Origin of the sequence: uncultured Pseudomonas sp. (genome assembly GCF_913777995.1) — a bacterium.
Lineage (GTDB): Bacteria > Pseudomonadota > Gammaproteobacteria > Pseudomonadales > Pseudomonadaceae > Aquipseudomonas.
In genome coordinates, this window is record NZ_CAJYVE010000037.1 from 1 (window position 1) to 16,522 (window position 16,522).

The 16,522-nt window shown below is 62.8% G+C and carries 18 protein-coding genes; 13 read left to right on the forward strand and 5 right to left on the reverse strand.

The annotated features are described in order from the left end of the window. Nucleotides 1-200 precede the first annotated feature (200 nt). Entirely contained in the window at nucleotides 201-1,421 is a 1,221-nt protein-coding gene (locus QZ497_RS16000) for a CaiB/BaiF CoA-transferase family protein (RefSeq protein ID WP_295476708.1), read from the reverse strand. Nucleotides 1,422-1,438: 17 nt separating this feature from the next. Next, nucleotides 1,439-2,620: an acyl-CoA dehydrogenase gene (locus QZ497_RS16005; protein WP_295476709.1), complete on the reverse strand. Its 1,182-nt coding sequence runs from the start codon at nucleotides 2,618-2,620 to the stop codon at nucleotides 1,439-1,441. A 156-nt stretch (nucleotides 2,621-2,776) separates the two neighbouring features. On the opposite strand from QZ497_RS16005, the gene QZ497_RS16010 reads away from it, so the two are divergent. The 10 genes from QZ497_RS16010 (at nucleotide 2,777) to QZ497_RS16055 (ending at nucleotide 12,448) form a co-directional block, all read left to right on the forward strand. After that, complete coding sequence (locus QZ497_RS16010) at nucleotides 2,777-3,706, forward strand: LysR family transcriptional regulator (protein ID WP_295476710.1); 930 nt, start codon at nucleotides 2,777-2,779, stop codon at nucleotides 3,704-3,706. Nucleotides 3,707-4,061: 355 nt separating this feature from the next. Continuing rightward, nucleotides 4,062-5,183 carry a Re/Si-specific NAD(P)(+) transhydrogenase subunit alpha gene (locus QZ497_RS16015; protein ID WP_295476711.1) on the forward strand — a complete coding sequence of 374 codons (1,122 nt, stop codon included), beginning with the start codon at nucleotides 4,062-4,064 and terminating at the stop codon, nucleotides 5,181-5,183. Nucleotides 5,184-5,194: 11 nt separating this feature from the next. Further along, complete coding sequence (locus tag QZ497_RS16020) at nucleotides 5,195-5,512, forward strand: NAD(P) transhydrogenase subunit alpha (protein ID WP_295476712.1); 318 nt, start codon at nucleotides 5,195-5,197, stop codon at nucleotides 5,510-5,512. Continuing rightward, nucleotides 5,509-6,963, forward strand: a complete 1,455-nt coding sequence (locus QZ497_RS16025) for an NAD(P)(+) transhydrogenase (Re/Si-specific) subunit beta (RefSeq protein ID WP_295476713.1) — start codon at nucleotides 5,509-5,511, stop codon at nucleotides 6,961-6,963. Before QZ497_RS16020 ends, QZ497_RS16025 begins: the two co-directional genes overlap by 4 nt. Before the next feature lie 168 nt (nucleotides 6,964-7,131). Next, a complete protein-coding gene (locus QZ497_RS16030) occupies nucleotides 7,132-8,625 on the forward strand; it encodes an acetyl-CoA hydrolase/transferase family protein (protein ID WP_295476714.1) in 1,494 nt (497 codons plus the stop codon). Between the two features lie 319 nt (nucleotides 8,626-8,944). Further along, on the forward strand, nucleotides 8,945-9,160 hold the full coding sequence (locus tag QZ497_RS16035) for a DUF1127 domain-containing protein (protein ID WP_295476715.1): 216 nt from the start codon (nucleotides 8,945-8,947) through the stop codon (nucleotides 9,158-9,160). A 266-nt stretch (nucleotides 9,161-9,426) separates the two neighbouring features. Next, entirely contained in the window at nucleotides 9,427-9,744 is a 318-nt protein-coding gene (locus tag QZ497_RS16040; RefSeq protein WP_295476716.1) for a DUF2388 domain-containing protein, read from the forward strand. Between the two features lie 86 nt (nucleotides 9,745-9,830). After that, entirely contained in the window at nucleotides 9,831-10,136 is a 306-nt protein-coding gene (locus QZ497_RS16045; protein WP_295476717.1) for a DUF2388 domain-containing protein, read from the forward strand. Between the two features lie 33 nt (nucleotides 10,137-10,169). Then, nucleotides 10,170-10,490 carry a DUF2388 domain-containing protein gene (locus QZ497_RS16050; protein WP_295476718.1) on the forward strand — a complete coding sequence of 107 codons (321 nt, stop codon included), beginning with the start codon at nucleotides 10,170-10,172 and terminating at the stop codon, nucleotides 10,488-10,490. Then, on the forward strand, nucleotides 10,487-12,448 hold the full coding sequence (locus tag QZ497_RS16055; RefSeq protein WP_295476719.1) for a DUF4105 domain-containing protein: 1,962 nt from the start codon (nucleotides 10,487-10,489) through the stop codon (nucleotides 12,446-12,448). Before QZ497_RS16050 ends, QZ497_RS16055 begins: the two co-directional genes overlap by 4 nt. 13 nt (nucleotides 12,449-12,461) lie before the next feature. On the opposite strand, the gene QZ497_RS16060 is transcribed toward QZ497_RS16055, so the two are convergent. The 3 genes from QZ497_RS16060 to QZ497_RS16070 form a co-directional block, all read right to left on the reverse strand. After that, the gene (locus QZ497_RS16060) at nucleotides 12,462-12,836 is read right to left on the reverse strand and encodes a helicase (RefSeq protein ID WP_295476720.1); all 375 of its coding nucleotides are present in this window, start codon (nucleotides 12,834-12,836) and stop codon (nucleotides 12,462-12,464) included. A gap of 136 nt (nucleotides 12,837-12,972) precedes the next feature. Further along, entirely contained in the window at nucleotides 12,973-13,413 is a 441-nt protein-coding gene (locus tag QZ497_RS16065) for a hypothetical protein (RefSeq protein ID WP_295476721.1), read from the reverse strand. 222 nt (nucleotides 13,414-13,635) lie between these two features. Beyond that, complete coding sequence (locus tag QZ497_RS16070) at nucleotides 13,636-13,908, reverse strand: HU family DNA-binding protein (RefSeq protein WP_295476722.1); 273 nt, start codon at nucleotides 13,906-13,908, stop codon at nucleotides 13,636-13,638. Nucleotides 13,909-14,241: 333 nt separating this feature from the next. On the opposite strand from QZ497_RS16070, the gene QZ497_RS16075 reads away from it, so the two are divergent. The 3 genes from QZ497_RS16075 (at nucleotide 14,242) to phoB (ending at nucleotide 16,510) form a co-directional block, all read left to right on the forward strand. Continuing rightward, nucleotides 14,242-14,817: a chorismate lyase gene (locus tag QZ497_RS16075; protein WP_295476723.1), complete on the forward strand. Its 576-nt coding sequence runs from the start codon at nucleotides 14,242-14,244 to the stop codon at nucleotides 14,815-14,817. Continuing rightward, nucleotides 14,817-15,707, forward strand: coding sequence for a 4-hydroxybenzoate octaprenyltransferase (gene ubiA, locus QZ497_RS16080; RefSeq protein ID WP_295476724.1), 891 nt, complete (start codon nucleotides 14,817-14,819; stop codon nucleotides 15,705-15,707). Before QZ497_RS16075 ends, ubiA begins: the two co-directional genes overlap by 1 nt. Before the next feature lie 113 nt (nucleotides 15,708-15,820). Next, nucleotides 15,821-16,510: a phosphate regulon transcriptional regulator PhoB gene (phoB, locus tag QZ497_RS16085; protein ID WP_295476725.1), complete on the forward strand. Its 690-nt coding sequence runs from the start codon at nucleotides 15,821-15,823 to the stop codon at nucleotides 16,508-16,510. The last annotated feature ends 12 nt before the right edge of the window (nucleotides 16,511-16,522 follow it).

Genomic DNA, 16,522 nt, shown 5'->3' on the forward strand with positions numbered 1-16,522 from the left:
AAGATTCGCACCACTTCTTTCGCTTCACCTTAACTCGTTGATTCTCAAGGAGTTTTCGGTGCATTCCGCGTTGGAAGTGGTGCGCATTATAAGGACATCTGAAAGGCCGTCAACTGTTAATTTCAAAAAACTGAAATTAAATGCTCCACACCGGTGCAGCCCCAGCAAAACCACTCCTTCTATATAGAGAAGGCCAGCACCTATAGAACACGCGCCTCACGCAGGACACTGATCTCTTCCAGGCTTTTGCCCAATACCGAGCGCAGCACCGCTTCAGTATGCTCACCCAACAGAGGAGGCGCTCGCCGATATTCCACTGGCGTCTCGGATAAGCGAATCGGGCTGGCCACCATGGGCACCTGACCTGCCAGCGCATGCGGCAAGTCGAACGCGAGGCCACGGGCTAGCACCTGAGGGTCGGCAAACACCTGTGCCAGATCGTTGATCGGCCCACAAGGCACACCCACCGCTTCCAGTTCCGCCACCCACTGAGCAGTGGTCTTGAATACGGTGGCCTGGCGGATCAGCGGAATCAGTTCGGCGCGGTTGGCCACCCGCAGCTTGTTGGTCAGGAAGCGCGGATCGTCCGCCCACTGCGGCTGCCCCGCCACTTCCGCGAACTTCCTGAACTGACCGTCGTTGCCCACGGTGAGAATGAAGTCGCCATCGGCAGTAGGAAAGTCCTGGTACGGCACGATATTGGGATGGGCATTACCCAGGCGCCGCGGCGCGACACCCGTGGTGAGGTAGTTCATCGCCTGATTGGCCAGGCACGCCACCTGCACGTCCAGCAGTGCCATATCGATGTGCTGACCGCTGCCGGTCTGCTCGCGACTCGCCAACGCAGCCAGAATGGCCGTACTGGAGTACAGCCCAGTGAGGATATCGGTAAGCGCCACGCCCACCTTCACCGGCCCGGCTCCCTCCTCGGCTTCGGAACGGCCGGTCAGGCTCATCAGTCCGCCAAGGCCCTGGATCATGAAGTCGTAGCCGGCACGCTTGGCATAGGGCCCGCTTTGACCGAACCCGGTAATGGAGCAATAGATGAGCCGTGGATTGACGGCCTTCAGTGACGAGTAGTCCAGCCCGTAGGCCGCCAGGCCACCCACCTTGAAGTTCTCGATCAACACATCGGAGCGAGCAGCCAGCTCTCGCACCAGCGCCTGACCCTCGGACTGAGTGAAGTCGATGGTCACCGATTGCTTGTTGCGGTTGGCCGCCAGGTAATAGGCCGCCTCGCTGGTGTTCTCACCTTCGGCATCCTTGAGGAAGGGCGGTCCCCAGGCGCGGGTATCGTCGCCAGCCCCCGGCCGTTCGACCTTGATGACCTCCGCGCCGAGGTCTGCAAGGATCTGCCCGGCCCAAGGACCGGCTAATACCCGGGAAAGATCCAGCACGCGAATGTGCGACAACGCGCCCATGGCCAGCCCCCCTTCTATTAATAGAACGCCTGGATGCCGGTCTGCGCACGGCCGAGGATCAGCGCATGCACGTCATGGGTGCCTTCATAGGTATTCACCACTTCCAGGTTGACCAGGTGCCGAGCCACGCCGAATTCGTCACTGATGCCGTTGCCCCCGAGCATGTCACGGGCCATACGTGCGATATCCAGGGCCTTGCCGCAAGAGTTGCGCTTCATGATCGAGGTGATTTCCACTGCCGCCGTGCCTTCATCCTTCATCCGCCCCAGGCGCAGGCAGCCTTGCAGGGCCAGGGTGATCTCGGTCTGCATGTCGGCGAGCTTCTTCTGGATCAGCTGGTTGGCGGCCAGCGGACGGCCGAACTGCTGACGATCGAGGGTGTATTGCCGGGCAGTGTGCCAGCAGAACTCGGCAGCCCCCAGGGCGCCCCAGGAAATGCCGTAGCGTGCGGAGTTCAGGCAGGTGAACGGCCCCTTCAGGCCACGCACCTCAGGAAAGCGGTTTTCCTCGGGCACGAACACGTTGTCCATGACGATCTCGCCGGTGATCGACGCACGCAGCCCGACCTTGCCGTGGATGGCCGGCGCGCTCAGCCCCTGCCAGCCCTTCTCGAGAATGAAACCACGAATCTCGTCGGCGTCATCCTTGGCCCAGACCACGAACACGTCGGCGATGGGACTGTTGGTGATCCACATCTTCGCGCCGCTGAGGCGATAGCCGCCATCGACCTTGCGGGCACGGGTGATCATGGATCCCGGATCGGAGCCATGGTTGGGCTCGGTCAGGCCAAAGCAGCCAATCCACTCGCCCGACGCCAGCTTGGGCAGGTACTTCTGCTTCTGCGCTTCGGAACCGAACTCGTTGATCGGCACCATCACCAACGACGACTGCACGCTCATCATCGAGCGGTAGCCGGAGTCGATACGCTCCACCTCTCGGGCAATCAGCCCATAGCAAACGTAGTTCAGGCCGCTGCCGCCATAAGCCTCGGGGATGGTCGCGCCCAGCAGGCCCACCTCACCCATTTCGCGAAAAATCGCCGGGTCGGTCTGCTCATGCCGAAAGGCTTCCAACACACGGGGTGCCAGCTTGTCCTGGGCGAACTGTTCGGCACTGTCGCGAACCATGCGCTCCTCTTCGGTCAACTGCTGGTCCAGCAACAGGGGGTCGATCCAGTTGAAGCTTGCCTTGCCACTCATGGTTGATGCCTCGTGCAAATGAGCCAATCTGATGCAGCAAGCCTAGACCCGCCCGCACGGCAGGACAAACGAGGATTTCGCAAGGGGTTGTGCTAGTTTCTCACTCCGAAAGACGATTAAAGCCAATAAAACCTGGAATGAGTGAGGATTCGGTACATGCGCCGCAAGATTCCCAGCACCGCTGCGCTGGTCAGCTTCGAATCGGCCGCCCGCCATGAGAGCTTCACCAAGGCTGCCAGCGAACTGTCCCTGACCCAGAGCGCGATCTGCCGGCAAATCGGCAGCCTTGAAGCATTCCTCGGCATCGAGCTGTTCAAGCGCTCGCGGCGCGGCGTGAAACTCACCGAAGCCGGCATCTCCTACAGCCGACGCATCGCCTCGCAACTGGACGCCGTGGAGCGCGACACCCTGTCGGTCATGGGCCAGCAAGGCACCAGTGTGATAGAGCTGGCCGTGGTGCCGACCTTCGGCACCCAATGGCTGCTGCCGCGCCTCAAGGACTTCCAGACCCGCCACCCGGAAATCACCGTCAACCTCACCAACCGCACCCGGCCGTTCCTGTTCGCCGATACCGACTTCGACGCCGCGATCTACTTCGGCGACGCCGACTGGCCGGGCACCCTGGCGTATCGACTGATGGGGGAAAACCCCATGCCGGTGTGCAACCCGACACTGCTGGAGGGCCAGCTCACCCTCAGCGCCGAGCGCATCGCCCAGTTGCCGCTGCTGCAGCAAACCACCCGCCCGCATGCCTGGCGGCAATGGTTCAGCGAGCGCCAGCTGCATGTGCCGCGCGACATGACCGGCCCGCGCTACGAACTGTTCTCGATGCTCGCCCAGGCAGCCATGCACGAGATGGGCATCGCCCTGATCCCGCCCTTCCTCATCCAGCGTGAACTCGAAGAACAGCGCCTGATGATCGCCAGCCCTCACGCGCTGACCAGTGCGAAGGCCTACCACCTGATGATTCCCGAACGAAAGACTTCGACTGTGACCCTGCAAGCCTTCCGCAACTGGCTGATCGAGCAGGCGCATGGCTACACCCTGCCCGAAGAACAACCCGCAGCCGGTGTCGCAAATAGGTAGTTACGACATCGAATACCTACATATGTAAGCAATTGTCGTAAATCTGAAACCTGCAAAAAGCTGTCATAAATAGCTTAAAAGCCCCGTATTTCAAGGCCTGTAGTCCGTTTCAGTCAGACTTTCATGCGCACCCCGGGCCACCACCCCACTCTTACCTGAAAACGCCCTGAATCAAGCTGTAAGCGCCACGGGACAAGGCCCTTCGCTTTCTGCTGCGACAATGGGTCACAGGATGACTTGTAGTCATACCAAAGTCTCGTTACCTATTCTTCGAGGCCACGCACCCAGGCCTCACACCCACACCGCTCGTGCCTGGGCGCACCGACAACAAGAACAAACAGGCAGGAGACTTGCCGTGCACATAGGTGTCCCCCTCGAAACACAGGCGGGTGAAACCCGGGTCGCCGCCACGCCGGAAACCGTCAGGAAGCTGGTCAGCCAGGGCCATGCAATCACGGTGCAAAGCTCGGCCGGCCTTCATGCCGGTGTGCCGGACAGCGCTTTCCTGGCCGCCGGAGCAGCCATCGGCAGTGTCGACGACGTGTTCAGCGCCCAATTGGTGCTCAAGGTCACAGCCCCCAGCGACGACGAGCTGGCACGCATGAAGCCCGGCACGCTACTGATCGGCATGCTCAACCCGTTCAACGACACGATCATTGCCAGCATGGCCCGCCAGGGCATCACCGCTTTCGCCCTGGAGGCCGCACCACGAACCTCGAGAGCCCAGAGCCTCGACGTCCTGTCGTCACAGGCCAACATCGCCGGCTACAAGGCCGTGTTGCTGGCCGCGCACTACTACCCACGCTTCATGCCGATGCTGATGACCGCCGCCGGCACCGTGAAAGCGGCCCGCGTACTGATTCTCGGCGCGGGCGTGGCGGGTCTGCAGGCCATCGCCACGGCCAAGCGCCTGGGTGCGGTGGTCGAGGCCTCGGACGTGCGCCCGGCCGTACGCGAACAGATCGAGTCCCTGGGGGCGAAATTCATCGATGTCCCGTACGAAACCGACGAAGAACGTGAATGCGCCGAAGGCGTCGGTGGCTACGCCCGCCCCATGCCAGCCAGTTGGATGCAGCGCCAGGCGGCCGCAGTGCACGAGCGGGCCCGGCAATCGGACATCGTCATCACCACGGCACTGATCCCTGGGCGCAGGGCGCCGGTGCTGCTCAGCGCCGCCACCGTGGCACAGATGAAGCCCGGCTCGGTGGTCATCGACCTGGCCGCCGCCCAAGGTGGCAACTGCCCACTGACAGTGGCGGACCAAGTGGTGGTAGAGCACGGCGTGACGCTGGTCGGGCATACCAACCTGCCGGCCCTGGTGGCGGCCGACGCCTCGGCGCTCTATGCCCGCAACCTGCTGGATTTCCTGAAGCTGCTGTTCGACAAGGACGGCGTGCTGAACCTCAACCTCGAAGACGACATCGTCGCCGCGTGCCTGATGTGCCGCGATGGCGAGATCATCCGCAAGAACAGCTGAGAACAAAGACAATGCAAGAGCTGATCTCCCCAGGCATCTATAACCTGATCATCTTCGTGCTGGCCATCTATGTCGGCTACCACGTGGTCTGGAACGTCACCCCTGCGCTGCACACACCGCTGATGGCAGTCACCAATGCCATCTCGGCCATCGTCATCGTCGGCGCCATGCTGGCGGCCGCCTTGACCGTCACACCGCTGGGCAAGGTCATGGGTACCCTGGCCGTGGCGCTGGCCGCCGTGAACGTGTTCGGCGGCTTCCTGGTCACCCGGCGCATGCTGGAAATGTTCAAGAAGAAGAGCAAGGCCAAGGACGAGGTGCAGAAATGAGCATGAACCTCGTTACCCTGCTCTATCTGATCTCGGCGGTGTGCTTCATCCAGGCCCTCAAGGGGCTTTCGCACCCGACCACTTCGCGGCGCGGCAACCTGTTCGGCATGGCCGGCATGGCATTGGCCGTACTCACCACCATCGGCCTGGTGTACAAGCTGGCCGCGCTGTCCACGGTGGAGGGCACCAGTGCCGGAGTTGGCTACATTCTGCTCGGTCTGCTCGTCGGTGGCGCGGCTGGCTCGATCATGGCCAAGCGCGTGGAAATGACCAAGATGCCCGAGCTGGTGGCCTTCATGCACAGCATGATCGGCCTGGCTGCCGTGTTCATCGCCATCGCCGCCGTGGTGGAGCCGCAATCGCTGGGGATCGTGCTGAACATCGGCGACGCCATTCCAACGGGCAATCGCCTGGAGCTGTTCCTGGGCGCGGCAATCGGTGCCATCACCTTTTCGGGGTCGGTCATCGCTTTCGGCAAACTGTCCGGCAAATACAGGTTTCGCCTGTTCCAAGGCGCCCCGGTACAGTTCGCCGGCCAGCACAAGCTCAACCTGATCCTCGGCCTGGCGACCCTGGTCTGCGGCCTGACCTACATGTTCAGCGGCAGCCTCGGCGCCTTTGCCCTCATGCTGGTCTTGGCCTTCGTGATTGGCGTGCTGCTGATCATCCCCATCGGCGGGGCCGACATGCCGGTGGTGGTCTCGATGCTCAACAGTTATTCGGGCTGGGCGGCCGCCGGGATCGGCTTTTCGTTGAACAACTCGATGCTGATCATTGCCGGTTCGCTGGTCGGCTCCAGCGGCGCGATCCTCTCGTACATCATGTGCAAGGCCATGAACCGCTCATTCTTCAATGTCATCGGCGGCGGCTTCGGCACCGCTGCAGACAGCGGGCCGAGTGGAAACAGCCAGCCACAACGGGCCGTGAAGTCCGGCTCGGCCGACGACGCGACCTTCCTGCTCGGTAATGCCGATACGGTGATCATCGTGCCTGGCTATGGCCTGGCGGTCGCCCGCGCCCAGCACGCCCTCAAGGAACTGACCGAGAAGCTGGTCCATCACGGGGTGACCGTGAAATACGCCATCCACCCGGTGGCCGGGCGCATGCCCGGGCACATGAACGTACTGCTTGCCGAGGCAGAAGTCCCGTACGACCAGGTGTTCGAGATGGACGACATCAACTCCGAGTTCGGCCAGGCCGACGTCGTGCTCGTGCTGGGCGCCAACGACGTGGTCAACCCCGCCGCGCGGAACGACCCCAAATCGCCAATCGCCGGCATGCCGATCCTCGAGGCGTACAAGGCGCGAACCGTGATCGTCAACAAGCGCTCCATGGCCAGCGGCTATGCCGGCCTGGATAACGAGCTGTTCTATCTCGACAAGACCATGATGGTGTTCGGCGACGCCAAGAAGGTCATCGAAGACATGGTCAAGGCCGTGGAAAACCTCTGACGCGGCTCTTTGCATCGCCCCGGCACACGGGGCTTTGTTACAGGCACGGTAACGGTGTTTTGCCCTGAAAGCCGCCAATTAGAGCCTTCGAATACGACCTTGGTCGGGCGACGGCGCGCGCGCCAGCCACTAGACTTGGCGCTCGCTTACAGCCCGAGACAATAAAACATGTACCGTGATCGTATCCGCATGCCTGGCCTGATGAGCAAGGTGATGAGCGCGGCAGATGCCGCTGGCCTGATTGAAGACGGCATGACCGTCGGCATGAGCGGTTTCACCCGCGCCGGCGAAGCCAAGGCGGTGCCCCACGCGCTGGCCGAGCGCGCGCGCGTGTCGCCGCTTAAGATCAGCCTGATGACTGGCGCCAGCCTGGGCAACGATCTGGACAAGCAACTCACGGAAGCCGGTGTGCTGTCGCGGCGTATGCCCTTCCAGGTCGACAGCACCCTGCGCAAGGCGATCAACGCCGGCGAAGTGATGTTCATCGACCAGCACCTCTCCGACACGGTCGAACAACTGCGCAACCGGCAGATCAAGGCCGTCGACCTGGCCGTCATCGAATGCGTGGCGATTACCGAAGAGGGCCACCTGGTACTGAGCACCTCGGTGGGCAACTCGGCAAGTTTCGCCATTCTCGCCAAGCAGGTGATCGTCGAGATCAACCTGTCGCAGCCGCTGGAACTGGAAGGCCTGCATGATGTTTATATCCCCAGCTACCGCCCGACCCGCCTGCCGATTCCGGTACTGGAAGCCGACTCGCGCATCGGCAGCCACGCGGTGAAGATTGACCCGGCAAAGATCGTCGGCATCGTCATCAGCGACCAGCCCGACTCACCGTCCACCGTGTTGCCGCCGGACGTCGAGACCCAGGCCATCGCCAATCACCTGGTGGAGTTCTTCAAGAACGAGGTGCGCCAGGGACGCCTCACCGACCGCCTGATGCCGCTGCAGGCCGGCATCGGCACCATCGCCAACGCCGTGATGCACGGCCTGCTGGCGTCACCCTTCGAAAACCTGACCATGTACTCCGAAGTGCTGCAGGACTCGACCTTCGACCTGTTCGATGCAGGCAAGCTGGATTTCGCCTCTGGCAGCTCCATGACCCTGTCGGCGCCCAAGCATGCCCAGGTATTCGCCGACTTCAACCGCTACAAGTCGAAGTTGGTGCTGCGCCCGCAGGAAATCTCCAATCACCCCGAAGTCATCCGCCGCCTGGGCATCATCGGCATCAACACCGCTCTGGAATTCGATCTGTACGGCAACGTCAATTCCACCCACGTGTGCGGTACGCGAATGATGAACGGCATCGGCGGCTCGGGCGATTTCTCGCGCAATGCCCACCTGGCCATCTTCGTCACCAAGTCGATTGCCAAGGGCGGTGCCATTTCCAGCGTGGTGCCCATGGTCAGTCACGTCGACCATACCGAGCATGATGTGGACATCCTGGTCACCGAACAGGGCCTGGCCGACCTGCGTGGCCTGGCACCTCGCGAGCGGGCCCGGGTAATCATCGACAACTGCGTGCACCCGGCGTATCGCAAGGCCCTGAATGACTATTTCAGCCGAGCCAGCGCACTGGGTGGGCACACCCCTCACCTGCTGCGTGATGCACTGAGTTGGCACCTCAACCTTGAAGAAACCGGACGCATGCTGGCGGTATGAGGTTCACAGGTTCAGGAGGTTGAGGTTTGCAACGGTACAGTCCAGACCTCAACCGTTTGAACTGACAAAAACTGTAATGCTGTACTGGTCCAAAACCGACGTTTTCCAGCCGATTCTCGTCGCACCCCAGCAAAAACGCACCAAACAGGTGCGAACCAGTACAGTTGCCCCATTTAGGAACAAAACAGCCCCTATAAACAGTTAACTGAACTCTCACAATACAGCTGAACTGTGTCTGTAGAAGATGACACGACGAGAGGAAGATAGGCACCAGTCAAGCCACTCTCTAATCCCGCCACAAGCGGAAGGAAGTCACACCATGGAACGTACAATCAGTTCCGATCTTTTTGTAGAAAGCACCGTTTCCAATGCCCAGGCCAGCCTGCCTCTGCGCGCCCTCGCTACCCTGATGCTGTGGCAGCGTCGTCTGGCCAGCCGCCGTCAACTGGCTCGCCTGGATGCCCGCCTGCTGGCGGACGCCGGTATCAGCGAATCGCAGCGTTACGAAGAGCTGAGCAAGCCATTCTGGCGTTGATACGGCGCGCACCGGCACATTGATCCCAAGGTCATCCCGCCGGTCCACCGAATTCCCACGAAGCCCGTCGCAGGCAACTGCTGACGGGCTTCGTCGTTTTCGGCGTCGGCAAATGACGAACATAACAGTTAAACAAAAACACCAAACATACCATAACAGTTCATACCTCTGGCCGAGCGCCGCGATAGCCGCCCTCTGGCGTCTGGGTTACGCTCGACGCTATCTTGGCGACCTTCCCTGCACCTGTGCCTGTAACGGAGACTTGTATGTCCACCCTGCGCATTCTCACCGCGACTCTGCTACTGAGCGCTTCCTGCGGCGCCTTCGCCAGCAGCTTCCTGGTTACCACCGACGCCATCGTGGGCGCCGTGGGTGCGTCCACTGACGCCACCTCCGACGTCACCTCGTCGCTGCGTGACAACAAACTGGTCCGTGAAGCCCGTGACGAAGCAGCGACCTTCGTAGGCAGCGCCGGTGAAATCCGCGGTGCCCGGCTGGAAGCGGCCCTGGCGCACATCCGTCAGCAGCAGCCCGCCCTGCAGGCCAGCGATGCCCAGCTGGCCGAGGCTATCCTGGCTCTTTGAGATCCGTACCGGGCGGCACTACGGGGTAGCTCTGTTTCGGGCATTAGGCTAGCCTTGCGCTTCGTTCCACGATTGCCCCGAAGATCATGCGTCTATCCAAACTGTTGTTCCTGCCTTCCCTGGCCAGCCTGATCTGGATGTCCCCCGCCCTGGCCTTCGATCCGACGACCCAGGGCGTGGTGGTCAGCGGTTACGTGACCAGCCAGATCACCAGTGCGCCATTCGACAACAAGCTGATCCAGGCCGCCCAGGACGATGCCGCCGCGTTCGTCGCCAGCGATGGTCAACTGCGCGGCGCACGCCTTGAATCGGCGTTGCACCAGCTGCGCAAGAGCCAGGCGAAACTTCATGCCAGCGACCTTGAACTGGCCGAGGCAATTCTCGTCCAATAGTCACTTTTTTGCTTCTGCTCCTGGAGACGTTACATGCGTACCCCGTTGATTGCCGCGACACTCGGCATGCTGCTGATGGCCGATCTGGCCCAGGCCCAGACCCTGGTGGCGACCAGCAACATCATCGTTCGTGCTTTCGGCCGTTCCATCGACTTCACCTCCGACACCACCACCTCCATCCGCGACTCCAAGGTCGTCATGGAAGCCAGGGACGATGCGGCCAGCTACGTGGCCAGCGGTGGTGACATCCACGGCGCCCGCCTGGATGCCGCCTTCGACACCCTGCGTGACCGGCTGCCCGAGGCGCGCAACGCCAGCGACCGGACCCTGGCCGAAGCCATCCTCGCATTGTGAGGCGCCTGGGTGGCTGGCTGCTGGTCGCTGCGCTGACCCTGGTCGCGCTGCCTGCATTCGCCGATCTGCGCCTGGTCCTGAAGGACTCCGGCCTGAACCCGGCCCAGCGCCAGGCCACCCAGACACTGCTGGATGAAGCCATGCAGGCCTTGCCGCCGCGCTTCATCCACAACCTTGACCGTGAAGTGCACATCAGTTGGTCCACCGACATGCCGGCCAACGCCTACGGGCAAGCCGTCGGCCCTTACCAGCTGTACCTCAATACCCGCCTGCTGGCCTCCCTGACCGACGGCTCCGCAGCCACCGAGCAGACCGGCCGCCCGCACGGCACGGTGCGCCGCGAGCTGCTGGCCACCGTGCTGCACGAACTGACCCACGTCTACGACCGCGCGCGCCTGTGGCCCGCGGACCAGCGCGCACTGATCGTGCGCTGCGCGCGCCAGCACGCCACCCTTGGCAAAGTCGGCCTGGCCGATGAGTGCCGGGGCCAGACCGAGCGGCGCTTTACCCTGAGCGACGATCCGCGCCTGCTCGACCTGGCCGGCTGGCAGCAGTACGTCGGGCGACGCGGTGAGCGCGAACAACACAACGGCCAGATGGTGCGCAGCCCAGACACCTACGAGCTGACCAGCCCGCTGGAGTTCGTCGCCGTCAACATGGAGTACTTCCTGCTCGACCCGGCCTATGCCTGCCGGCGCCCTGCGCTATACGCCTGGTACAAGCAGCAGTTCGGCTGGGCGCCGCCGAATCAACAGGCCTGCCCTTCCTTTTATCCGTACCTGAACGCCGGCAACGACTTTGCCCGCGAGCCACTGGGCAAGCTCGACCCAGAGCGGGTCTACGAGGTGGACTACCTGCTGGCCGAAGCCAACCAGAACCTGATGAGCCGCTGGGGGCACAGCATGCTGCGCCTGGTGATCTGCAAACCGGGGCGGCCACGCGGTCCGGATTGCCGGCTGGATCTCGATCAACATCTGGTGCTGTCTTACCGGGCGTTCGTCGGTGACGTGCAGCTGTCGAGCTGGGACGGCCTGACCGGCGCCTACCCGTCGCGGCTGTTCGTGCTGCCACTGGGCCAGGTCATCGACGAATACACCAAGACCGAACTGCGCAGCCTGGCCTCGGTGCCGCTGAAGCTCGACCGCCAGGAGATCGACGACCTGGTGCGGCACGCCGCCGAGATGCACTGGAGCTACGACGGCGACTACTACTTCCTGTCCAACAACTGCGCGGTGGAAACCCTCAAGCTGCTACGCAGCGGCACCTACAACCCGCAACTCAACGGCCTGGACAGCATCCTGCCCAACGGCCTGCTGGAAGTGCTCAAGGGGCGCGGGCTGGCCGACACCAGCGTGCTCGACGACCGCAAGCGCGCGCTGCGCCTGGGCTACCGGTTCGACTCCTACCGTGACCGCTATCAGGCGATGTTCGGGGTGCTGAAGAAGCAGCTGCCGATCCCCCAGAACACCGTGGAAGACTGGCTTCAGCAACCGGCGCAGCAGCGCCGCCAGTGGTTCGCCCAGGCCGACCTGCGCACCAGTGCCGCTCTCCTGCTGCTGGAGCAGGCCAGCCTGCGTCGTGAGTTGCTGCTGGCCCAGGACGAGGTCAAGCAGCGCTACCTGAGCGCCCGTGAGCAAAAGGACGGCCGCGTATCAAAAGCCACCGGTACGCTGCAGGCGATCCTCGCCAACAGTGGCTTCCTCAGCCGCCCGGCCGAGTTGCTGGGCAGCGACGGCTATGGCCTGCCACAGGCCGATGAATGGAAACGCCTGGAAGCGCAAAGCAGTGAACGGCAGAAACGCCTCAAGCGCCTGACCGGCGACCTGGACGGCGAAGTACGCGCCCTGCTTGAACCCGAGCGGGCTGCCGAGATCACAGCTGTGGAAGACAACCTCAAGCAGGTCAGCACCCACCTGCGCGCCTTGCACAAGGCTGCGGGAGGGCTGGAACTGCCATAGCCAATGCCTGGCCTCAGCCCTTCTTCCTGGGCTTGAGGTAACGGGTCAGGCCCTGGAACCAGATGACCAGCGCAGGGTTGCCCTTGATCTGGATGTCCTTGTTCTGGATGCCCTGCATGAAGGCCAGCTGCTTGTTGGTCGCCTGCAAGGTGGCGAATCCGTAGGCCGCGTCCTTGAAGGCGATGGCGAAGGCCGGCGCCTCTACCATCCCGGCGACACTGCGCACACGCTGTTCATGCACGATGTAATGCCGGGCGATCTTGCCATCGGCGGTCTGCAGCTGGAACGTCAGCGCCTTGTCGGCCAATTGCTGCTGGAACTCGGGATTGTTGCGGCTGGCGCGCACCATCAGCAGGCCCAGCGCCCAGAGAAGAAAACGAAATTTCATGCACGCCGCCTCGGCAGGGATCCAGTGGACAGGAGGGCGGGGAGTGTAGCCGTTCGGTGCATGATTTTCCCGCACGTCAGCGTGCCGAAGAGCACCCCGGTCGACCCATGCCCAGACCGACCGGGGCGCTACCCGATCAGCGAATGCCGTTGATCGTGCCCTTGTTGCCCATGACCTTCACGTCGACCGTCTTGAAGATGAAGTAGTCCTGCACTTTCACCTCATAGCGTGGCGCAACGATCAGGTCGGCACCGGAGGCCTTGACCGCCTTGTAGGCCGCCGCCGCCTTGGTGGTGGACACCGGATCCGGCAGGCCCAACGCCAGGCCGCCAGCGGCAGAACCGCCATAGGCCACCCCGTCGGCGTACTGATTGTCCGCGCCCAGGGTCAGGAAGTTGAACAGCACGTTGGTCGAGGACTCGCCGGAGATCGGCCCGCCCACGCTGACATCGGCTTTCAGGTCGGCCTGCACGTTACCGGACAGTGGCGCCGACGGCTGGCTGACGTTGTAGCTGACGCAGCCGCTGGTGGTGGCGATCAGGGCCGCGAGGGCGGCGGGCATCCATGGTTTTTTCATTGGTCGTCCCAGAAAAAGGCAGTTGTTGTGAAGTACAGCGGCGCGCACTTTACGGGGACAAGTTCGATAAAAAAGTCAGGAAAATCTGCGAAAGAGACCGGGGCCTTACTCTTATGCGTAGGAGTTTTCCTAAGCCGTCGTAAACCCTGCACAACGAAAAAGCCCCCTGCAAAGGGGGCTTGGGGTACGCGCCGTGCTGGCCGGGCCCAAGGGCCTGCGGGGTCAGTTCACGGAGTCTTTCAGTGCCTTGCCTGGCTTGAAGGATACGGTGTTGCTCGCCTTGATCTTCACCGGCTCACCGGTCTGCGGGTTCTTGCCGGTACGGGCGCCGCGGTGACGTTGCAGGAACGTGCCGAAGCCGACTAGGGTCACGCTGTCCTTGCGGTGCAGGGCGCCGGTAATTTCTTCGAGAATGGCGTTGAGAACGCGGGTGGACTGGTCTTTGGTGAGGTCCGCTTTTTCGGCGATGGCTGCTGCTAGATCTGGTTTGCGCATGTACTAAGCCTCTTGTACGGTTTTTTGTTTTTATGTCCCGCAGCGCTCTGTGTCGAGCGTCAGCAGGTACCGTCGCGGCTCCACGCGACGGCAGTCGAACAGCAGAATGGCATGCCAAAAACGCCCGCGCCAGTGGGAGCAAGATGAATCTGCGAAGAAAAACCGGCGCCTGTCGACAAAACGACCGTTTTATTCCGAAACCGACGTGCGGCGGGTCTATTCCGTGCCTGACAGCGGTGTTTTCATAACCTGAGGGTATGTCCTGAGACGCAACCGGGCCTGCGGGCGGCATGTTAAGCTCGGCGCCTCGAAAACTGCCGCCAATGGCTTACCGTGACCCAGCACACCCCTTCAGCTGCCGACGCCTCGTGGCTCGCCCGCGAGCAGCTCGATACCCTGCCCACCGCCCAGGTACTCGACTGGCTGTTCAACCACGACTCCCTGACCCGCCGCCTGACCCGCCTGTCGCATGACCGTTTCAGTGTCGTGCCCTCGGCCGAAGGCTGGCAGCCCCTGCGTGATGACGAGTGCAGCGCGCTGGACCTGCCGCCGGGCAGCGAAGGCTGGGTGCGCGAGGTGTATCTGCTGGGGCAGGACGAACCCTGGGTCTTCGCGCGCAGCGTGGCCGGTCGTGAGGCCCTGCGCGACAGCGGCCTGCACATGGATGCACTGGGCACCCGCTCACTGGGCGAGCTGCTGTTCAGCAACCCGGCGTTCGACCGCGGTGCCCTGCGCGTGCGCCGCTATCCGACCCAGTGGCTGCCGGTCCAGGCGCGTACCGAAGGGCTCTGGGCACGGCGCTCGCGGTTCAGCCGTGGCACGCTGGGCATTCTGGTGGCCGAGGTTTTCCTGCCTGCTTTCTGGGTCGCCCTGAACGCTGCTGATCTGAACAACGAGGAACCGAGCTGATGTACCTGTCGCTGCTCAAATCCCTGAACCGCCTCAACCCGCGTGCCTGGGACTTCATCCAGCTGACCCGGATCGACAAGCCGATCGGTGTCTACCTGCTGCTGTGGCCGACGCTCTGGGCGCTGTGGGTCGCCGGCAACGGCCATCCATCGCTGGCCAACGTGCTGATCTTCGTCGTCGGCGTGTTCCTCATGCGCGCCGCCGGCTGCGTGATCAACGACTTCGCCGACCGCAAGGTCGACGGCCACGTCAAACGCACCCAGCAGCGCCCGCTGGCCAGCGGCAAGGTCAGCAGCCGCGAGGCGCTGGTGCTGTTTGCCGTCCTGGTGGCGCTCAGCTTCCTGCTGGTGCTGCTGACCAACGCCACCACCATCTGGCTGTCGTTCGGTGGCCTGGCCCTGGCCGCCTGCTACCCGTTCATGAAGCGCTACACCTATTACCCACAGGTGGTGCTGGGAGCGGCGTTCTCCTGGGGCATGCCGATGGCCTTCACCGCCGAGACCGGCACGCTGCCTGCGGCTGCCTGGCTTCTCTATATTGCCAACCTGCTGTGGACAGTGGCCTACGACACCTACTACGCCATGGTCGACCGCGACGACGACCTGCGTATCGGCGTGAAGTCCACCGCCGTGCTGTTCGGCGATGCCGACCGCACCATCATCCTGACCCTGCAGGCCCTGGCCCTCGGCTGCCTGCTGCTGGCCGGCAGCCAGTTCAATCTGGGCCTGCCCTTTCACCTGGGGCTGCTGGCGGCGGCCGCCTGTTTCGCCTGGCAGTGGCACAGCACCCGGGAGCGTGACCGCGACGCCTGCTTCAAGGCATTCCTGCACAACCACTGGGCGGGGATGGCGATTTTCCTCGGTATCGTTGCCGACTATCTGCTGCGCTGAATCCAGGCCGGCCGGGCAAGCACCAGCCCGGCGCGATGGACAGATGTCACACGACTGCAATAATTCCGTTATCTAATGCGCCCCAAGACAGTTAAATGACAAGAGGTTCAAGCATGGTTGGCAGGAGCATTCTGATCGTTGACGACGAAGCGCCCATCCGCGAGATGATCGCCGTTGCATTGGAAATGGCCGGCTATGAATGCCTCGAAGCCGAGAACTCGCAGCAGGCGCACGCGATCATCATCGACCGCAAGCCCGACCTGATCCTGCTCGACTGGATGCTGCCCGGCACCTCGGGTATCGAACTGGCGCGCCGCCTCAAGCGCGACGAGCTGACCGGCAACATCCCGATCATCATGCTCACCGCCAAGGGCGAAGAGGACAACAAGATCCAGGGCCTGGAAGTCGGTGCCGACGACTACATCACCAAGCCCTTCTCGCCACGTGAGCTGGTCGCCCGTCTCAAGGCCGTGCTGCGCCGCACCGGCCCCACGGAGGGCGAGGCGCCCATCGAAGTCGGTGGGCTGCTGCTTGACCCGATCAGCCACCGTGTCACCATCGACGGCAAGCCGGCAGAAATGGGTCCTACCGAGTACCGCCTGCTGCAATTCTTCATGACCCATCAGGAACGCGCCTACACCCGTGGCCAGCTGCTGGACCAGGTGTGGGGCGGCAACGTGTATGTCGAAGAGCGCACCGTGGACGTGCACATCCGCCGCCTGCGCAAGGCCTTGGGCGATGCCTATGAAAACCTGGTACAGACTGTACGCGGCACCGGCTACCGCTTCTCCACCAAGAGCTGAAGCCCCACGCCC

Bases quoted from the DNA above. Each gene is read 5' to 3' on its own strand.
- QZ497_RS16010 (WP_295476710.1), top strand. From the start codon at position 2,777: ATGCGCCGCAAGATTCCCAGCACCGCTGCGCTGGTCAGCTTCGAATCG.
- QZ497_RS16005 (WP_295476709.1), bottom strand. From the start codon at position 2,620: ATGAGTGGCAAGGCAAGCTTCAACTGGATCGACCCCCTGTTGCTGGAC.
- QZ497_RS16045 (WP_295476717.1), top strand. From the start codon at position 9,831: ATGCGTCTATCCAAACTGTTGTTCCTGCCTTCCCTGGCCAGCCTGATC.
- ubiA (WP_295476724.1), top strand. From the start codon at position 14,817: ATGTACCTGTCGCTGCTCAAATCCCTGAACCGCCTCAACCCGCGTGCC.
- phoB (WP_295476725.1), top strand. From the start codon at position 15,821: ATGGTTGGCAGGAGCATTCTGATCGTTGACGACGAAGCGCCCATCCGC.
- QZ497_RS16040 (WP_295476716.1), top strand. From the start codon at position 9,427: ATGTCCACCCTGCGCATTCTCACCGCGACTCTGCTACTGAGCGCTTCC.
- QZ497_RS16065 (WP_295476721.1), bottom strand. From the start codon at position 13,413: ATGAAAAAACCATGGATGCCCGCCGCCCTCGCGGCCCTGATCGCCACC.
- QZ497_RS16070 (WP_295476722.1), bottom strand. From the start codon at position 13,908: ATGCGCAAACCAGATCTAGCAGCAGCCATCGCCGAAAAAGCGGACCTC.
- QZ497_RS16050 (WP_295476718.1), top strand. From the start codon at position 10,170: ATGCGTACCCCGTTGATTGCCGCGACACTCGGCATGCTGCTGATGGCC.
- QZ497_RS16060 (WP_295476720.1), bottom strand. From the start codon at position 12,836: ATGAAATTTCGTTTTCTTCTCTGGGCGCTGGGCCTGCTGATGGTGCGC.
- QZ497_RS16035 (WP_295476715.1), top strand. From the start codon at position 8,945: ATGGAACGTACAATCAGTTCCGATCTTTTTGTAGAAAGCACCGTTTCC.
- QZ497_RS16000 (WP_295476708.1), bottom strand. From the start codon at position 1,421: ATGGGCGCGTTGTCGCACATTCGCGTGCTGGATCTTTCCCGGGTATTA.
- QZ497_RS16020 (WP_295476712.1), top strand. From the start codon at position 5,195: ATGCAAGAGCTGATCTCCCCAGGCATCTATAACCTGATCATCTTCGTG.
- QZ497_RS16030 (WP_295476714.1), top strand. From the start codon at position 7,132: ATGTACCGTGATCGTATCCGCATGCCTGGCCTGATGAGCAAGGTGATG.
- QZ497_RS16025 (WP_295476713.1), top strand. From the start codon at position 5,509: ATGAGCATGAACCTCGTTACCCTGCTCTATCTGATCTCGGCGGTGTGC.